The sequence below is a fragment of the Rheinheimera sp. genome, from assembly GCF_030690345.1.
In the GTDB taxonomy this organism is placed as follows: domain Bacteria; phylum Pseudomonadota; class Gammaproteobacteria; order Enterobacterales; family Alteromonadaceae; genus Alishewanella.
In genome coordinates this window covers 662,168-679,659 of the sequence record NZ_JAUYGV010000007.1, presented here as the reverse complement: position 1 = coordinate 679,659, position 17,492 = coordinate 662,168, and the positions used below count along the sequence as shown (strand labels likewise).

General features: G+C 52.4%; 13 protein-coding genes. 9 read left to right on the top strand and 4 right to left on the bottom strand.

Going from position 1 to position 17,492, the window contains the following annotated elements; translation table 11 throughout:
• The first annotated feature begins 140 nt into the window (after window positions 1-140).
• Complete coding sequence (locus Q8O77_RS13950; protein ID WP_305554260.1) at window positions 141-2,936, top strand: insulinase family protein; 2,796 nt, start codon at window positions 141-143, stop codon at window positions 2,934-2,936.
• A 136-nt stretch (window positions 2,937-3,072) separates the two neighbouring features.
• On the top strand, window positions 3,073-5,220 hold the full coding sequence (locus Q8O77_RS13945) for a bifunctional diguanylate cyclase/phosphodiesterase (protein WP_305554257.1): 2,148 nt from the start codon (window positions 3,073-3,075) through the stop codon (window positions 5,218-5,220).
• A 57-nt stretch (window positions 5,221-5,277) separates the two neighbouring features.
• On the opposite strand, the gene maoP is transcribed toward Q8O77_RS13945, so the two are convergent.
• On the bottom strand, window positions 5,278-5,625 hold the full coding sequence (gene maoP / locus Q8O77_RS13940) for a DUF413 domain-containing protein (RefSeq protein ID WP_305554254.1): 348 nt from the start codon (window positions 5,623-5,625) through the stop codon (window positions 5,278-5,280).
• Between the two features lie 129 nt (window positions 5,626-5,754).
• Between maoP and hdfR the strand changes: the two genes are divergently transcribed.
• Window positions 5,755-6,615 carry an HTH-type transcriptional regulator HdfR gene (gene hdfR / locus Q8O77_RS13935; protein ID WP_305554251.1) on the top strand — a complete coding sequence of 287 codons (861 nt, stop codon included), beginning with the start codon at window positions 5,755-5,757 and terminating at the stop codon, window positions 6,613-6,615.
• A gap of 26 nt (window positions 6,616-6,641) precedes the next feature.
• On the opposite strand, the gene Q8O77_RS13930 is transcribed toward hdfR, so the two are convergent.
• The 3 genes from Q8O77_RS13930 to fadI form a co-directional block, all read right to left on the bottom strand.
• A complete protein-coding gene (locus Q8O77_RS13930; protein WP_173500223.1) occupies window positions 6,642-6,839 on the bottom strand; it encodes a hypothetical protein in 198 nt (65 codons plus the stop codon).
• A gap of 109 nt (window positions 6,840-6,948) precedes the next feature.
• Window positions 6,949-9,078: a fatty acid oxidation complex subunit alpha FadJ gene (gene fadJ / locus Q8O77_RS13925; protein ID WP_305554246.1), complete on the bottom strand. Its 2,130-nt coding sequence runs from the start codon at window positions 9,076-9,078 to the stop codon at window positions 6,949-6,951.
• Entirely contained in the window at window positions 9,078-10,388 is a 1,311-nt protein-coding gene (fadI, locus tag Q8O77_RS13920; RefSeq protein ID WP_305554243.1) for an acetyl-CoA C-acyltransferase FadI, read from the bottom strand. The genes fadJ and fadI overlap by 1 nt, the downstream gene beginning before the upstream one ends.
• Window positions 10,389-10,587: 199 nt before the next feature.
• On the opposite strand from fadI, the gene Q8O77_RS13915 reads away from it, so the two are divergent.
• Genes Q8O77_RS13915 through Q8O77_RS13890 form a run of 6 tightly spaced genes read left to right on the top strand, consistent with a single transcriptional unit; the run spans window position 10,588 to window position 17,397 of the window.
• Window positions 10,588-11,541 (top strand): MoxR family ATPase, encoded by a 954-nt coding sequence (locus Q8O77_RS13915; RefSeq protein WP_305554240.1) that lies wholly within the window; start codon window positions 10,588-10,590, stop codon window positions 11,539-11,541.
• 10 nt (window positions 11,542-11,551) lie between these two features.
• Window positions 11,552-12,502 (top strand): DUF58 domain-containing protein, encoded by a 951-nt coding sequence (locus tag Q8O77_RS13910; RefSeq protein WP_305554237.1) that lies wholly within the window; start codon window positions 11,552-11,554, stop codon window positions 12,500-12,502.
• Window positions 12,495-12,974, top strand: a complete 480-nt coding sequence (locus Q8O77_RS13905; protein ID WP_305554234.1) for a DUF4381 domain-containing protein — start codon at window positions 12,495-12,497, stop codon at window positions 12,972-12,974. The genes Q8O77_RS13910 and Q8O77_RS13905 overlap by 8 nt, the downstream gene beginning before the upstream one ends.
• Window positions 12,967-13,959, top strand: a complete 993-nt coding sequence (locus Q8O77_RS13900; protein ID WP_305554231.1) for a VWA domain-containing protein — start codon at window positions 12,967-12,969, stop codon at window positions 13,957-13,959. Before Q8O77_RS13905 ends, Q8O77_RS13900 begins: the two co-directional genes overlap by 8 nt.
• Window positions 13,949-15,748 (top strand): VWA domain-containing protein, encoded by a 1,800-nt coding sequence (locus tag Q8O77_RS13895; RefSeq protein ID WP_305554228.1) that lies wholly within the window; start codon window positions 13,949-13,951, stop codon window positions 15,746-15,748. The genes Q8O77_RS13900 and Q8O77_RS13895 overlap by 11 nt, the downstream gene beginning before the upstream one ends.
• Window positions 15,742-17,397 (top strand): BatD family protein, encoded by a 1,656-nt coding sequence (locus tag Q8O77_RS13890; RefSeq protein ID WP_305554226.1) that lies wholly within the window; start codon window positions 15,742-15,744, stop codon window positions 17,395-17,397. The genes Q8O77_RS13895 and Q8O77_RS13890 overlap by 7 nt, the downstream gene beginning before the upstream one ends.
• Window positions 17,398-17,492 lie beyond the last annotated feature (95 nt).

Sequence of the window (17,492 nt, the reverse complement as noted above, 5' to 3'; positions counted from 1 at the left end):
TAAAAATTGTGCGCTATGATAATGAAAGTTGCCGCTAAGAGTAACTGCCAATAACGCATAACACATAAGCTGTTTATTACTTATCGCTATGACACTGCTGTTGTCTTCCCGCTTAACCATAGCCAAAAAAGGTAATCAGATTGGAAAATAGTCAAATTTTGCAAAGCCCTAACGATCATCGACAGTATCAATATCTGACCCTGGCGAACGGGCTGGCAGTGCTATTAGTACATCAGGCTGACAGTGAAAAAAGTGCTGCGGCTCTGACCGTTAATGTCGGACACTTTGATGATCCGCTGCCGCGTGAAGGTTTGGCCCACTTTTTAGAACATATGCTGTTTTTGGGCTCAGAAAATTACCCGCAAGCCGGTGACTACCAGCAATTTATTAATCACCATGGCGGCAGCCACAATGCATGGACCGGCACTGAGCACAGCAGCTTTTTCTTTGACATCGACACCGCATTTTTTACCGAAGCCCTGGCCCGGTTTGCCGATATGTTCAGCCGGCCGCTGTTTAGCAGCGATTACGTCGAAAAAGAGCGCCATGCCATTGAAGCGGAATTTTCGCTGAAATTAAAAGACGACGGCCGGCGGATTTATCAGGTACACAAAGAAAGCATTAACCCGGCGCACCCGTTTGCCAAATTTTCGGTCGGTAACCTCAGCACTCTGGCCGACACGGCCGATGGCAGCCTGCAGCAGGCGCTGCAAGATTTTTTTGCGCAGCAATACAGTGCCAGCCGCATGACACTGACCCTGGTGTCGTCGTTAAGCCTGGCAGAGCAACAGCAGCTGGTATCTGAACATTTTGCTGCCCTGCCGGCGCATTTGCCGGCCAAAACGCCGTTAACCGTGCCGTTGTATTTAGCCGAACACCAGACCATTCAACTGAATATTCAACCGCACCGCCATACGCAGAAGTTGGTGGTGAGTTTTGCCATGCCGGATATACAGCAATGGTATAAGCATAAACTGATCAGCTTTATTGCCCATCTGCTGGGTGATGAAGGCCCGGGCTCGCTGCTCAGCTATCTGAAACAACAAGGCCTGGTGAATCAGCTCAGTGCCGGCGGTGGCATAGATGGCAGCAACTATAAAGACTTTACCATCGCCTTTGAATTAACCGACAGCGGCCTGCAGCAGCGCGATGTGATTTTACAGGCGTTATTCGGCGCTCTGGCCGGGTTAAAAAGCCAGCCGCTGCCTGAAACCCTGTTTGCCGAGCGGCAAAAGTTATTACACTGGGCTTATTTGTATCAGGAGCCATCAACGGCACTGCAAACGGCAAACCATTTATCGGTAAGTATGCAGCACTACCCGATACAGGATGTGATTTTCGGCGATTACCGGATGGAGCTGCCGCAACAAGCCCTGTATCAGCAAGTACTGAGCTATTTTGACAGTAACAATATGCGCCTGATGCTGATAGCACCCGAGGTTAAAACTGACCGCGAAGCGCGCTGGTATCATACGCCGTACAGTATAACGCCGCTGCAACCGGCGTTACTGCAGCAGCTGAACGATACCGCACCACTACCGCAGATCTACCTGCCACAGCCTAACCCCTACCTGGACGGCGATATTCGTTTATTGTCAGCCACAGAGCATATGCCTGCTCCGCGCCGGGTATATGACGATGCCGGCTTAAGCGTCTGGCATAAAGCCGATACCGACTTTGCCAGCCCCAAAGGCCATATTTTTGTCCAGCTGAGCCTGCCGCACAGTATCGGTGATTGCCGGCAACTGGCGGCCACCAGGCTGTGGGTTGAGTTATTTCAGGACAATATTAATCAGCAGTTTTACGCCGCTACCACTATTGGCCTGATGTATAACCTGCACGTACAACGCCAGGGGATCAGTGTGCATACCAGCGGCCTGGCAACCAACCAACTGTTATTGCTGCAGGAACTATTGCAACAGATGCTGCAGCAGCAGTTTAGTGAGCAGCGCTTTGCTGAGCTGAAGCGCCAGCTAAGCCGGCATTGGCGTAACAGCAGTAAAAACAAACCGGTCGCGCGGCTGTTCAGCCAACTATCTGCGCTGTTGCAACCGCTTAATCCGGAAATTGACCAACTGGCCGATGCGCTGGAGCAACTTAGCTTTGCGCAATTTATGCAGTTTCATCAGAATTTACTGCAACAGGTGCATATTGAAAGCCTGCTGCTGGGTAACTGGTCGGCGGCGCATGCAGAGCAACTGACCACAGTGCTGCAGAACTGGCAGACACAGTTACACAGCACCGGGCCGCAGCTGACTAACCCGGCATTTAAACTGCAGGGACAAGGCCCGGTATGGCTGCAACTGGATGTGGAACACAGCGACCATGCACTGGTTATTTATTTGCCGGCACAGCAAGCGACACCGCACGACATGGCGCTGTTTATGTTAGCCAATCATGTGTTGTCACCCGAGTATTTTCACCAACTGCGTACCGAGCAGCAGCTGGGCTACCTGGTTGGCACCGGCTATGTGCCGATTAATACCCTGCCGGGTATAGCGTTTTACGTGCAGTCACCCAATGCCGGCTGTGAGCAGTTATATGAGGCTACAGTAATGTTTTTCCGCAGTTTTCTCGCCGACACCGAAAACTTAACCGCGGCAGAGTTTGCCGACATTAAACAAGGCTTACTGGCGCAATTACATGAGCGTGATACCAGCCTGGGTGCCCGCGCTAAACGCTACTGGCTGGCGCTGGGCCAACAAGACTATAACTTTGCCCTGAATGAGCAAATCGCCGAAGCCTTACGCCAATTAACCCTGCAGCACTTTATTGCCTTCCTGCAACAGCTGCTGCTGCCACACTATGATGCGATTTTTCTCGCCACCGACGGTAAACCGCAGCACAGCCATCTGCAGTTCAGCGATGCCGCCAGCCTGAAGCAGCGGCTGCGACAAACCGAAATTGCTTTTGACAGTACCGATAAAGTTATATAACGTGATGCTTCTTATTGCTCAGTAGCTGTTATAAGTGACACTAAAACAAAAAATAATAATAATAATCAGCGCTGTACTTTTGGGTATTTTACCTTTCAGCCTTTACGCTAACGGTTGGAACAGTCTGCAGCCTTATGTGCTAACCGCAGTGCTGCTGTGCTCATTTGCCGCCCTGATGCTGGCACATGTCAGCATTGTAAAAATGCGCCGCTACCAATTACGGCTGGAACACAGCGAAGAGCGTTTACGCCTGTCGCTGTGGGGCAGTGGTGACGAACTGTGGGACTGGAAAATCAGCAGCGGCGAGTTGTACCGTTCCAGCTCATGGCAAACGCCGTTAGCGCCGGTGCCGCAATCGTCCGATTTTCCGCCGAACAAACAACAGATGCACCCACAGGACTTAGCCCGGGTGTCGCAGTTATTGCAAGATCACCTCGATGGCAAAACCACGCACTTTGAAGCCACTTATCGCTTAAAATCCAGCGACAGCGATTGGACCTGGGTGCTCGATCGCGGCAAAGCCGTGGCCTTTGGCTCCAACGGTAAGCCAAGCCGGATGACCGGTACGTTAAAAAACATTCAGCAACTGAAGCAAACTGAAGAACAACTGCAACTGTTTGCCCGCTGCTTACAAAATATCTCCGACGCGGTAGTAATTTGCGACACCGACTTCAACATTATTGAAGTAAACCCCGCCTTTAGCAGCCTAACCGGTAAACAACGGCAGCAAATGTTGCAACAACGCTTTGAACTGACACTGTATCCGCTTGCTTTTATGCATGAGATTCGCCGGGCTCTGCAGCAGAACGGCAACTGGAGCGGCGAGATCCGCGAACAACGCCACAATGGCGAGATTTACCAAGCCGGGCTAACCTTCGATCAGATTAAAGATGAGCAAGGTAACGTTAGCCAATATGTTGCCGTGCTCTCCGACATTACCGAACGTAAACAGCGCGAGGCCGAGCTTAGCCGGCTGGCCAGCAGCGACACTCTGACCGGGCTGCCAAACCGCGCGGTATTTATGCAACAATTGGCCAAGCTGGTACAGAGCCAAACCGAGCATGCGCTGCTGGTATTCGATTTAGACAACTTTAAGAAGATTAACGACTCGCTGGGCCATGAACTGGGCGACAGTTTGCTGCTGGCGTTATCACAGCGCCTGAGCAGCTACAGCCGCTACCGCGACAAGCTGTATCGGCTGGGCGGCGATGAATTTGCCGTGCTGCTGGACCAAACCAACGATTTGCATTTTATCACCTCACTGGCCAAAGAATTGTTAGGCCTGATCAACCAGCCGATGCAGGTCAACCAGCATGAACTGGCCATAACCAGCAGTATCGGCATAGTGTTGTTTCCCGATGACGGCGCCGACCCGCAGGCACTGCTGCGTAATGCCGACACGGCGATGTATCATGCCAAAAGCCAGGGCGCCAACCGCTACCTGTTTTTTAATGACTCGATGAACAAGCAAGCGGTAAAGCGGCTGCAAATAGAGAACCTGATCCGCCACGGCTTAAAAGAAGATTATTTTGCCGTGTACTATCAGCCGAAAATGGATATCGTCAGTGGCCAGTTGGTCGGGATGGAAGCGCTGGTGCGTTTTATTACGCCAAAAGGCGGCGTGATAAGCCCGGCCATTTTTATTCCGGTGGCAGAGGAAACCGGCCAGATCATCGAGATAGGTGAAGTAGTGCTGCGTAAAGCCTGCCTTGATGTGAAGCAGTGGATAGATCAGGGTTTGTTTCAGGGCCGGGTGGCAGTAAACTTATCGTCACGCCAGTTCAGCCTGCCGTTTTTATGTGAGCAGATAGACGACACCTTACAGCAAACCGAATTGCCGTCCTACCATCTGGAGTTGGAAATTACCGAAGGCACCGTTATGCAGTGCCCTACCCTGGCGATTGAAACGATGAAGAAACTACGCGCCCGCGGCATTCATCTGGCAATGGATGACTTTGGCACCGGCTACTCGTCGCTGGCCTATTTAAAGCAATTTCCGCTTAACACGTTAAAAATCGACAAAGCTTTTATTGATGATATGAACACCGCCCGTGGCCGTAATATGGTGGATACCATAGTCACTATTGCGCACAACTTAAGCCTGAATGTGGTAGCCGAAGGGGTTGAGCAACCGGAGCAACTGGATATGCTGCGTAAGCTGCGCTGCGATGTAATGCAGGGATACTACTACAGCAAACCGTTGTCAGCTGTGCAATTCCAGCAGTTTTTACTGCAGCAAAAACAACAGCGCACTAAACTGATTGCCGTGCCCGCCATGCTGTAAGCAACGCAAAAACAGCCAACTCCAGCGACAAAAAAGCCCCTGTGCAGGGGCTTTTGGTTAGTCCGAATCGGTTTCGACGTAAGAGAAATCGTCACTGCCATCGGCAATGCGTTTTTTACCAAACACCGTATGAAACTTACGTTTCTCAGCTAACCGTTGTTTATACTTCAGCCAGGTTTTCTCATAGGCTGTAGTAGCAGGCTCTTCACCTTTACACACCAGTAAAAAGCGTTTTTCTTCATCATTCACCGGGGCACGACTACCCTGCTCCAGTTCCTGCATTGCCACCCCATGTTTCTCCAGCATATTACCTTCTGCCAGAGTAAAGCGCCCGGACCGCGTAAATCCCCGAGGGAAATTACGGTCATCGAAAAAGCGACGGATAGCGACAAAACTTTGCTGCATCACTTTTTTCCTCTAATCTCGTTGAATATCAAGCCAGCCTGTTTAAACTGTGCGGAGTATGGTTAACAAAATTCCTGTCGTAAAACAAATATTTTTTATCGACACCATAAATATACTCAAGGATTCGATTTGGATACCGAACTGCTCAAAACCTTTATAGAAGTTCAGCGTACAAGGCATTTTGGTAAAGCAGCCGAAAATCTCTACCTGACACAGTCCGCTGTAAGCTTTCGTATTCGTCAGCTGGAGCAGCAACTTGGTGTTAACTTGTTTAGCCGTTATCGTAATAATATTCAGCTGACGGCGGCCGGAGAGCGTCTGCTGCCGCATGCAGAGGCCATGCTAACAGCCTTACAACGCGCCAAACAAGATGTTGCGGTTAGTGCCGACCAAGCTGTGCAATTGGCTGTTGCTGCCACAGCTAACGTATGGGATGCGTTTTTATTGCAGGGCTTTATCAACATTCAACAAGCCTTGCCGGGCTTATCATGGCGGGCAGAATCTATGGGTAAAGATCAAATAGCCCGTCAGGTACTGGAGCGGCATCTGGACCTGGCTATTCTGTTTGATGCACCCAAAGTAGATGAAATGCAAATTGATAAACTGGGTGATATAAAACTGTTACCGGTAACCACATTCAGCGACAGCAGCGCCGCAGAAGCCATGCGCCGGCAATATATCCTGGTTGACTGGGGTACCGCTTTTGATATTCAACATGCGCGCTGCTTTCCTGAATTAGCCCCGCCCTATTTACGCACCGGCAGCGCCCGGATTGCTTTAGAACTGATGCAGCAAAGCGGTGGCTCTGCCTACTTGCCCGAAACCATGGTAAGCAGTTTGCTGGCCGATAACAGTTTACGCTTAATTAAAGATGCACCGATAATGACACGTGAGCTGTTTGCCGTGTCTTTGCCCAAGGCGGCGCAGCGCAACCGGATCAGCGATATTGTTACGCAGTTACGCAGCTTGCTGCACAGCAGTGCTAAATAAGCGCACCGATTAGCAGCACTAAGCTATCAGGGCCGGAATAATACCGCATTACGGCCACGCACCCGGCTTAGCAGTAAACGCTTGTGGCTGTTAAATAACGGCAGCAGTAAGGGGCCGGTGAATAACGCTGCCAGCGCCCATTTCAGCGCTTTCATGCCACAACGCAGCGCGGCGATATAAATACCTGCGGCTGTCAGTAGCCACACTACAGGTAACACAAACACGGAACCTCTCCTTAAATAACAACAAAGGCCGGTAATTATACCGGCCTGTGACAAGGATTACTGTTAACCGTTAGTTGAATTTTAACCCGGCAACGGGGTTAAAAACTGGCTAGGGATAAAACTTTTGTTGTTGCTCTGCCATACTGACCAGCAAAGTCGCCGGTGCAAAGCGCTCGCCAAAGCGGCTTTGCAGGTTACGCAACTGCGCCACTAAGTTCGCTGCACCTAACTGGTCAATATAACGGAACGGGCCACCGAGAAACGGCGGGAAACCAATACCAAAAATGGCACCGATATCACCATCCCGTGCCGAGGCAATAATGCCCTCGTCCAGACAGCGCACCGCTTCGTTCAGCATTTGTACCATGCAGCGGCTGCTGATTTCGTCCTGGTTTAACCGTGGCGCCGGTGTTACCCCCAGTACGGTGTAGACGCTTTCATCTACCACTTTTTGGCCTTTTTTCACGTTTTTGCCATAGCGATAGAAGCCTTTTTCTGTCTTCTTGCCTTTGCGGCCATCAGCTAACAGCTTGTCAAAAGCAGCAGGAGCAACAAAACGCTCACCCAACTCTGTGGCTAAAACCGGCGAAATTTTAGCGCCAACGTCAATGCCCACTTCATCCAGCAGCGTAACGGGCCCAACCGGGAAGCCAAACTTCACCAGTGCCTTGTCTATTTTCTCTACCGGCTCACCTTCCAGCAAAATGTTGGCCGCTTCATTCATATACAGCGCCAGAATACGGTTAACATAGAAACCGGCACCGTCTTTTACCACTATCGGTGTTTTCCCCTGCTTCCGCGCAAAAGCGACGGTGGTGGCGATAGTTTGCGCCGATGTGGTCTCGTGCGCTATGACTTCAACCAGCGGCATTTTATCCACCGGTGAAAAGTAATGCAGGCCAATCACATTTTGCGGCCGTGCGGCTTTAGCTGCAATTTGGCCTATCGGCAATGAGCTGGTGTTGCTGGCAAACACGGTAGCCTCACTGCAATGCTGTTCAATATCTGCCACCATTTGCTGCTTTAAGGCTAAATCTTCAAATACCGCTTCCACCACGATATCGGCATCATGAAAACCGCTGTAGTCTGTAGTGCCGGTGATCAACAACAACTGCTTTTGCATTTCTGCTTTACTGATAAAGCGGCGCTTAAACTTTTTCTCCAGCAGCGAATAGCTGTATTTCAACGCGTTGCTGATACCTTGTGCATTAATATCTTTGATCCGTACCGGTATGCCGGCCTTAGTGGCAGTAACATTGGCTATGCCGCCGCCCATCAGGCCACCGCCCAGCACCGCGGCTTTACGCACACGGTTTGGCTTGGTTTCACCGGCGCCGCTTTCTTTTTTCATCTGGGTGGTGGCAAAGAATAAACTGCGCAGCGCAGCTGATTTTTTTGTCATACACAGCTCACCAAAGGCTTTGGCCTCGGCTTCAAGGCCGGCACGGATACCATCATCAACACCGGTTTTAATCACATCTAGAATCTTCAGTGGTGCAGGGTAATTACCGTGCGTTTTTTTCAGCGTTTGCTTACGCGCCTGGCTAAACAGTACATTGCGGCCAACTGCAGTGCGCTCCAAAGCTGTACCCACCAGGTTTAACTTTGGCTGCTCACGCTGTGGCTTGCCTTTTAACGCCCGCTTTACTGCGGCCTCTAACAAAATGCTGTTGGGTACGACTTCATCCAACAACCCGGCTTTTTTTGCCTGCGCTGCGCGCAGCTGTTTACCGGTGAGGATCATGTCTAACGCTTTTTGTAAGCCAACCAAACGCGGTAAGCGCTGGGTACCGCCGCTGCCAGGCAGTAAACCCAGCTGCACTTCCGGCAGGCCCAGTACGGTTTTATTGTCTGAACTGGCAACACGGGCATGACATGCCATCGCCAGCTCTAAACCACCACCCAGGCAAGGGCCGTGAATAGCGGCCACCAGAGGAATAGGCAGTTGCTCCAGTTGGTCAAACATTTGTTGGCCCATCCGGCCGATAGCCGTCGCTTCGTCGGCGGTTTTACAGCCATCGAGCATAGAAATATCGGCCCCGGCGATAAAGGAATCCGGCTTGCCACTGATAAACACCAGGCCCTTAAGCGCAGTATTGGCTTTAATCTCCAGCAACAGCGCGGCAATTTCATCAGCAAAAGCGGCTTTTAATACGTTCATCGACTCGCCGGCGATATCCATAGTGATCACGCCAACCTGGTCGTCACGTACCTGTAAACTAAAGGTTTTGCTGGTCATTATTCTGTCTCCACTATCATTGCCGCACCCAAACCACCGGCCGCACAGGCCGTAGTTAAGCCAATACCGCCACCGCGGCGTTTTAATTCATTCAATGTTTGTACAATTAAGCGTGTGCCGGTAGCAGCAAACGGATGGCCGTATGCTAAAGAACCGCCCTGCACGTTGAATTTGGCCATATCAATATCGCCGATAGCACTGCTGCGGCCTAACTTTTCTTCAGCAAACTTTTTGCTGGCAAACATTTTTACGTTGGCCAGCGTTTGCGCCGCAAAGGCTTCGTGCATTTCAATCAGGGTTAAGTCGTTTAACGACATGCCGGCACGGTCCAGTGCAATCGGCGTAGCGTAAGATGGCCCCATTAACATGTCGTCGTACACATCGATCGCGGCAAAAGCGTAACTGCGGATATAGCCCAGCGGCGTATACCCCAGCGCCTTAGCGCGGCTTTCTGTCATCATTAATACTGCTGAAGCGCCATCGGTGAGCGGCGTGGCATTGGCGGCAGTAACACTGCCATGTACGCGGTCAAATACCGGCTTTAATTTGGCATAAGACTCTAACTTAGAGTCCTGGCGGATATTATTGTCCATGTCTAAAAAGCGCGAGTAAGGCTCAACATGAGCCGTCATCACTTCGTTTTGCATTACACCGCTTTGCCACGCCTGTGTTGCCAGGGTGTGCGAGCGGTGCGCCAGCGCGTCCTGGTCGGCACGGCTGATGCCATGGGTTTTCGCCATTTGCTCTGCGGTATCGCCCATCGATAACCCGGTGCTGTACTCTGCCACCGCCGGTGGTACCGGCAGTAAATCTTTTAAACCTAAGCGGCGGAAAATAGCCAGCTTCTGGCCAAAAGTGCGCGCCTTGTTTAAATCGACCAGAGCGCGGGCCAGCCTTTTGCTGACACCGATCGGCAACACTGAGCTGGAGTCGGCACCACCGGCAACACCAATTTGCACAATGCCGGCCATCATCGACTCCGCCACACTGACCACCGACTGAAAGCTGGTGGCACAAGCGCGGGTAACGCTGTAGGCATCGGTGCGTACATTCATACCGGTCCCCAGCACGATTTCACGGGCGATATTCGGCGCTTCCGGCATTTGTACTACCTGGCCATACACCAACTGTTCAATCAGTTTGGCGTCCAGCTCGCTTCTGATCAGCAATTCGTTTACCACCAGCTTGCCTAAATCCAGCGCCGATACACCATGAAATTCAGTAGCTTGTTTAGCAAAAGGCGTGCGCAAGCCGGAGACAATGGCGATACGATCGCCCTGGCGGGTGGTTAGGTTAATTGGCGAGCTCATAGTGTTCCTCTTATTGTCAAAATTACAGGTCAGACCTGTATTATTACGGCCGATTGTAACGACAGTCGCTGAAAATTAAAACACTTGTTTTAATGCCAACGGAACCTTATATAGGTTATAACGTCTTAGCCTGGACCGTTTTTACGGTCTATGGCGATAAAACAACCAATAAATCCAACTAATTAAGACTGATAATATTATGGTGAACGCGTTCAGTGGCTTAAAAGCCTATCTCGACAGTCAGGTACTGGGTCAATCCGAACTTACTGAAGGTATATTACTGGCATTACTGGCAAACGGCCACTTATTGGTCGAAGGCCCGCCGGGTTTAGCCAAAACCCGTGCCGTCAATGCGTTAGCGCATGGCGTTGAAGGCCGGTTCCACCGCATTCAATTTACGCCGGATCTGCTACCAGCCGATTTAACCGGTACCGACATTTACCGGCCGGAAACCGGCCAGTTTGAATTTCAAAGCGGCCCGCTGTTTCATCATATTATTCTGGCCGATGAAATTAACCGTGCCCCGGCCAAGGTACAGTCTGCCCTGCTTGAAGCCATGGCAGAAAAGCAAGTGACCGTAGGGCGCAACACTTACCCGCTGCCGGAACTGTTTCTGGTGATGGCAACGCAAAACCCGCTAGAGCAGGAAGGCACCTACCCGCTGCCGGAAGCCCAGTTGGATCGGTTTTTACTGCATTTAAAAGTAGACTACCCGGATGCCGCCACTGAACTGGCGATACTGCAGCTTACCCGTGGTGAAGCACTGTCGGGGGCGCAGGCTGCGGTAACCCCGATTAGCCAGGCGGATATTTTTGCCGCCCGCAAAGCCATTTTGCAGCTGCATATGGCCGACAGCCTTGAGCACTATATAGTGCAACTGATTATGGCCACCCGTAATGCCCAAGCTTACAGCGCCAAACTGGCCAGTTGGATTGGTTACGGTGCCAGCCCGCGCGCCACTATTGCGGTAGAACGCTGTGCACGGGCCAAAGCCTGGTTAGCCGGTCGCGATTTTGTTACACCGGACGATATTCAGGCGGTGTTTCATAATGCGCTGCGCCATCGCTTAATTTTGACCTATGCAGCAGAAGCCGAAGGTATAACTACCGATGATGTGCTGAGCGAAATTTTGCGCCTGGTTCCCTCTGCCTGATATGCACGCTATGTCACCTGAGAAAGAGCGGTTCGGGCCTGGCTGGTTGACACAATGCGGCGCAACCGGCACTACCCTGGGCCTTGCCGAGCTGCTGTGGTATCAGCGCTACACTAAGGTACTGGATTTAACCCCGCGGATGCCAATTCAGAGCAAGCTGGCCGGCACTTACCTGGCCAAAAGCAAAGGTCGCGGCATGGAGTTCGACGAAGTACGGCATTATCAAAGCGGTGATGACGTGCGCACCATCGACTGGCGCGTTACCGCCCGCACCGGTAAGGTCCACACCAAGCTGTTTCGCGAAGAAAAAGAGCGGCCGGTATTTATTCTTACCGACCTTGGCAGCAATATGCAGTTTGGTTCAGCCCTGCTGTTTAAGTCGGTGCAGGCCGCGCATTTAGCCGCGTTAATTGCCTGGCATGTTAAACAACGCGGTGACAAACTCGGGGGCCTGGTCTTCAGCCAACAACAGCATTTTGAATTAAAACCGCAAAGCCGCAGCCACGGTGTACTGCGCTATTTTCATGCCCTGACCGAGGTGCAGCACACCACAACGGCTAACCGTGGCCTGAATTTGAACGAAGCGCTGAGCCAACTGCGCCGTTTAGTGCGGCCGGGCAGTCTGGTGTATATTTTGTCTGATTTCGCCGGCTTTACTAATGATGGCCTGCGCCATATCCGCGCTATACGCCAACACAATGAAGTCACCTGTTGCCCGATCACAGATCCGTTAGATTTAATGTTGCCGGCATCCGGCAGCGGCCTGGCTGCCATCAGTGATGGCCAACACACCGGTTATATTGAACTTGGCAGCAGCAGCCTGCGGCAGCGTTACGCGCAGCAGCAGCAAACCCGGCAACAGCAATTAAAACAACATATCAACCAGCTTGGTTGCAAGTGGCTACCGGTCAGCGCTGCCGAGCCGGTACTTAGCCAATTAGAGAGAAAGTGGTATGGCTGATACAGCATTGGAGCAACTGGCCGACATCAGTGAACCGGCTTTACAGCTGAGTTTTGCCTTAGCGCCCTTGTGGTGGTTGTTGGCCGCCTTATTGTTGGCTGTGATAATTTATCTGTTACTGCGGGCGTATTCACGCCGGCGTTATTTCGCCGCCAAACGCCAGGCGCAGCAAATGCTGGATAAACTTTGGGCCAGGCCCGGCGCCGCAGTACAAATTAATCAGTTAATTAAACGCGTACTGCAACATTATCAACCGGGCCACCCGGCGCTTAGCCTGCCAACGCAGCAATGGCAGCATTGGCTGGCCACTCAGCACAGCGCCCCGCTGCCGGATTTGACCAGCCTGCTGTACCGTGCCGATAATGACAGCGACGCCACTGAGCTGCTATACCAGTTTGCCAAAGCCTGGCTGGCACAATACCGCGGCAAAGCCGCTATACCAACAGATACCCCGGAGGCTGCCAATGCTTGATTTTGGCTACCCCTGGCTGGCAGTACTGGCACTGGCCCCCTTATTACTGCGGCTGAAACGACAAGCAGCATCAGATGCAAGCCTTACCTTGCCGGCGCTGGCCAAACTGGCCTCATCTGAGCAACAAACACAACGAAGCTGGTTTAGCCTGCACTCTGCGCTGGCTATGCTGATCTGGCTGCTGCTGGTGATCGCCGCCACCCAACCGCGCTGGATGGGTGAGCCGGTAACTATGCCGCAGCAAGGCCGCGATCTGATGTTGGCGCTGGATTTATCCGGTTCAATGGAGATTGCCGATATGCAGTATCAAAACCAGAGCATGAACCGGCTGGATGCGGTAAAGCTGGTAATAAGCGACTTTATTAAGCGCCGCCAGGGCGACCGTATCGGGCTGATTTTATTTGCCGATGCGGCGTATCAGCAAACACCGTTAACCTTTGACTTAATAACCGTACAGAAGATGCTCGATGACAGCGTGCTGCGTTTAGTCGGCACCCGCACGGCCATCGGCGAAGCCATCGGTTTGGCGGTAAAGCGACTCAACACCTATGAGAGTTCAAATAAAGTGCTGATTTTACTCAGTGACGGTGCTAACACCGCCGGCAATATTCAACCACTGGAAGCGCTGCAACTGGCCAAAGCCGCCGGGGTGAAAATTCATACCGTAGGTGTGGGTGCCGAGCAAATGATCCAACAAAGCATATTGGGCCGGCGCACGGTTAACCCGTCGCAAGACCTGGACGAAGGCTTGCTGACACAGTTAGCTGAATATACCGGTGGCCGCTATTTCCGGGCCCGGAATTTGGCTGAGTTAGAGCAGATTTATCAGTTAATTGATCAACTTGAACCCATAGAGCGTGACAGCCTGACCTACCGGCCGCAGCGCAGCTTACTGCACTGGCCGCTGGCGCTGGCGTTGCTGCTGTCATTTATTCTGGCTGCACACAAGGTGCATTGGCGCGAAGTGGTGAAACATGCTGGCTGATTTTCATTTTTTACGACCGCTATGGTTACTGGCGTTAGTGCCGGTGCTGATATTCAGTGTGCTGCTGTATTACTACCGCCGCGAACACAGCCCCTGGCATAACCTTATTGCCCCGCACCTGCAAGGCGTTTTGCTGGGCGGGCATGTGCTACTGAAAAAACAACCCTTTGCGTTACCGTTGTTGCTGCTGTGCTGGTTGCTCACTGCGCTGGCACTGGCCGGCCCCAGCTGGCAAAAATTACCGCAACCGGCTTTTGCCCTGAAAAAAGCCACCGTACTGGTAGTGGATATGTCGCTGTCAATGCGGGCAACGGATATGGCCCCGGACCGGCTGACCCAGCTGCGCTTTGCCGCACTGGATTTTACTGAACAATTAAAAGAAGGCGAACTGGCGCTACTAAGCTTTGCCGGTGATGCTTTTGTCATATCGCCGCTTACGCCGGATCATAATAATATTCGCTTGCTGATCCCCGATTTAAAGCCGGAAATAATGCCGGCCCAAGGCTCAGACTTAGCCTCAGCTTTGCAACAAGCCGACAAACTGCTGCGCCAGGCCGGGTATCCGCAAGGCGACGTGGTAGTGTTTACCGACGGTTTTGATCGCAACAGCTACCGCCAGATCCGGGATGTGCTGAATAACTGGCCGCACCGCTTGTCTATCGTGGGATTTGGCAGCGACGAGGGCGCGCCGATAAAGCTGGAAAGCGGTGAACTGCTAAAGAATGCGCAAGGCGCCGTAGTGATCCCCAAGGTACCGCATCAGCAACTGGCGGAGCTAACCAGGGGCGGTGGCATCTACCATAAAGCCGGCATCAGCGGCGCTGTACTGGCCGATATTGCCAACTTGCCGGCATTGTCAGCATTGCAACAAGCCGATCAATCAAAGCAAATTCAGGGCGATCAGTGGCAGGATAATGCCGTTTATCTGGTATGGTTGTTACTGCCGCTGCTGCTGTTGCAGCGTAAATACAGTAGTTTGCTCAGTATCGGGGCATTATTGCTGCTGCCCTCTTATGCCGATGCCGTTGAATGGCGCGACCTGTGGCAAACCAAACAACAACAGGCGAAGCAAGATTATGCCGCCGGCGACTACAGCGCGGCACAACAAAAATTTACCGACCCGCTGTGGCAAGGCAATGCGGCATATCGCAGCGGCGACTATGGCGCTGCCGAACAAGCCTTTCGCCAGGCGGCAGAGCAGAACCCAACCGCCGATGCCTTGCATAACCTGGGCAATGCCCTGGCGCAACAACAGCGCTATGACGAGGCGTTAGATGCTTATCAGCAAGCACTGCAACACGATAAAGACTTCAGTGCCGCCCAACAAAATGCCGGCCTGATGCAGCAATTGCTGCAACAGCAGGAACAACAACAGCAACAAAACAGCCAGCAGAAAAATAACCAGGATCAGCAGCAACAGCAGAATTCGGATAGTGAGTCGCAAAGTGACGAGTCGGGTGACAGTGAAGCGCAAAGCGACAGTGAAAGCCAAAGCGAAGCGCAACAACAGCAAACCGCTGAGCAACAAGCTGAGCCAACAGAGCCTGAGCAGCAAGCACCACAACCGGTGACAGAGACTGAGCAGCAAGACGGCGCGACTGAAGAGCAACAATTGCAAGCCATCAAAGAAGCCTGGCCCAATGCCACGGCCGAAGAGCAGCAACAACTGGATAATTTGCTGCGTAAAGTGCAGGATGATCCGGCCTTATTACTGCGCAATAAAATGTATCTCGAGTATTTAAAACGCCAACAACAACGTTTACCCAAGGGAGCTGAGCAACAATGGTAACCCGTATTCTGCTGCTTGCCACATTGCTGCTGTGTTTACCGCTGCAGGCGCTAACGCAATTAACAGCCAGTGTTGACAAAAATCCGGCGCTGCGCGGCGAGTCGATCACGCTGGAGTTACAAGCCGATGCCAGAGCGGCCGCCGATGCCATTAACTTTCGTGTGCTGGAGCAGGACTTTACCGTAATGGTGCCTTCTGTTAGCCAAAGCACGCGTATTATCAATGGCGAAGCCAGCCAAAGCACGATTTGGAAAGTGGTCTTGCTGCCAAAACGCAGCGGCGACTTCACTATTCCGGCATTTACACTGCAGGGGCTCAGCACCAAGCCGATTCAGTTACAGGTACTGGATGCGGTGCAAAGCAACACCGCCGGCAAAAACCGCGAGCTGTTTTTACAAGCCAGCATCGACCAGCAACAACTGTATGTGCAGCAGCTAAGCTATTATCAGGTTACCATTTATTTTGACGGCGACTTACAGCGCGGCTCGTTATCAGAGCCACAGCTGGAAGGTGCCGGTATTCAGCAGGTTGGTCAGGATAGCGAAGGTACTGAATTAGTTAATGGCATCCGCTATCGCACCATTACACGACGCTATGCCATTACGCCGCAGCGCAGTGGCAACTTTACCATAGCGCCACCTACCTTCAGCGGTGAGATGATTGACCGCGATAACGCGCGCTACAACTATTTTGCCCGCACCAAAACCGTGGTACAGCAGGCAGAACCAATTGATATTGAAGTACGCGCCGTACCGGATAGTTTCCCCGGCAGCTGGCTGGTAGCCGGCCTTGTGACACTGAATGAAGAATGGAGCCCGGACATTACCAGCTTAAAGCAAGGTGAACCCGTTACGCGCACCATAACACTGTCGGCGGTGGACGTAGCAGAAAATCAATTGCCGGAGCTGGTACAGGCATTTCCGGACGGCTTGCGGTTGTATCAGGAACAACCACAGGCCAAAAGCGCTGAGCGTAACGGCAGGCTGGTGGCGCAGAAAATTTTTACCACTGCCGTTATCGCCAATAAAGGTGGTGAACTGGTGTTGCCGGAAGTGAAACTACCCTGGTGGAACAGCCAAACCGGGCAACTGGCATGGGCCACATTACCAGAGCGCACGCTAACGGTGGAAGCAATTGCAGACGCGCCGGTTAATAGCACTACAACGATACCGCGGCCTGATGCTGATGCCGCGGTTACACCCACGCCGGTAAAGAATGATGCCTGGCGCTGGAACCATATCAGCAGCCTATTGCTGGCATTATGGCTGGCTACGCTGTTAAGTGCGTATTGGCTATGGCAGCGCCGCCCTGCACCACAGCAGGCCGTAGCCACAAGCAGCAGGGTAAAGTTTAACAGCACGCAGTTAAAACAGGCTTGTCAGCGCAACGATGCGGCACAGGCAAAGGCTGAACTGCTGCGCTTTGCCCACCAGCAGTTGGACCAACGCTGCAGTTCATTAACTGAACTTGCCGCCTTACCCGGCTTTGCCGGCCTGCAACCTGAGCTGGAGCAACTCAACGCGGCGCTGTACGCCAACGCCGATGTCAGCTGGCAAGGCGCCGACTTTTGGCAAAAATGGTTGCAACGCCCACCGGCCGGCGGTGGCAGCAACCGGGCAGCTGATTTGTCACCACTCTACCCTACTTAAGCAACCTTGCTTTGACGACTGTATTGTTGCGCCGGCAACCGCTATTGGGCTGGTGCCGGCGCAAACCCGGCGTTAAGCGCTGGTAACCACCCGCG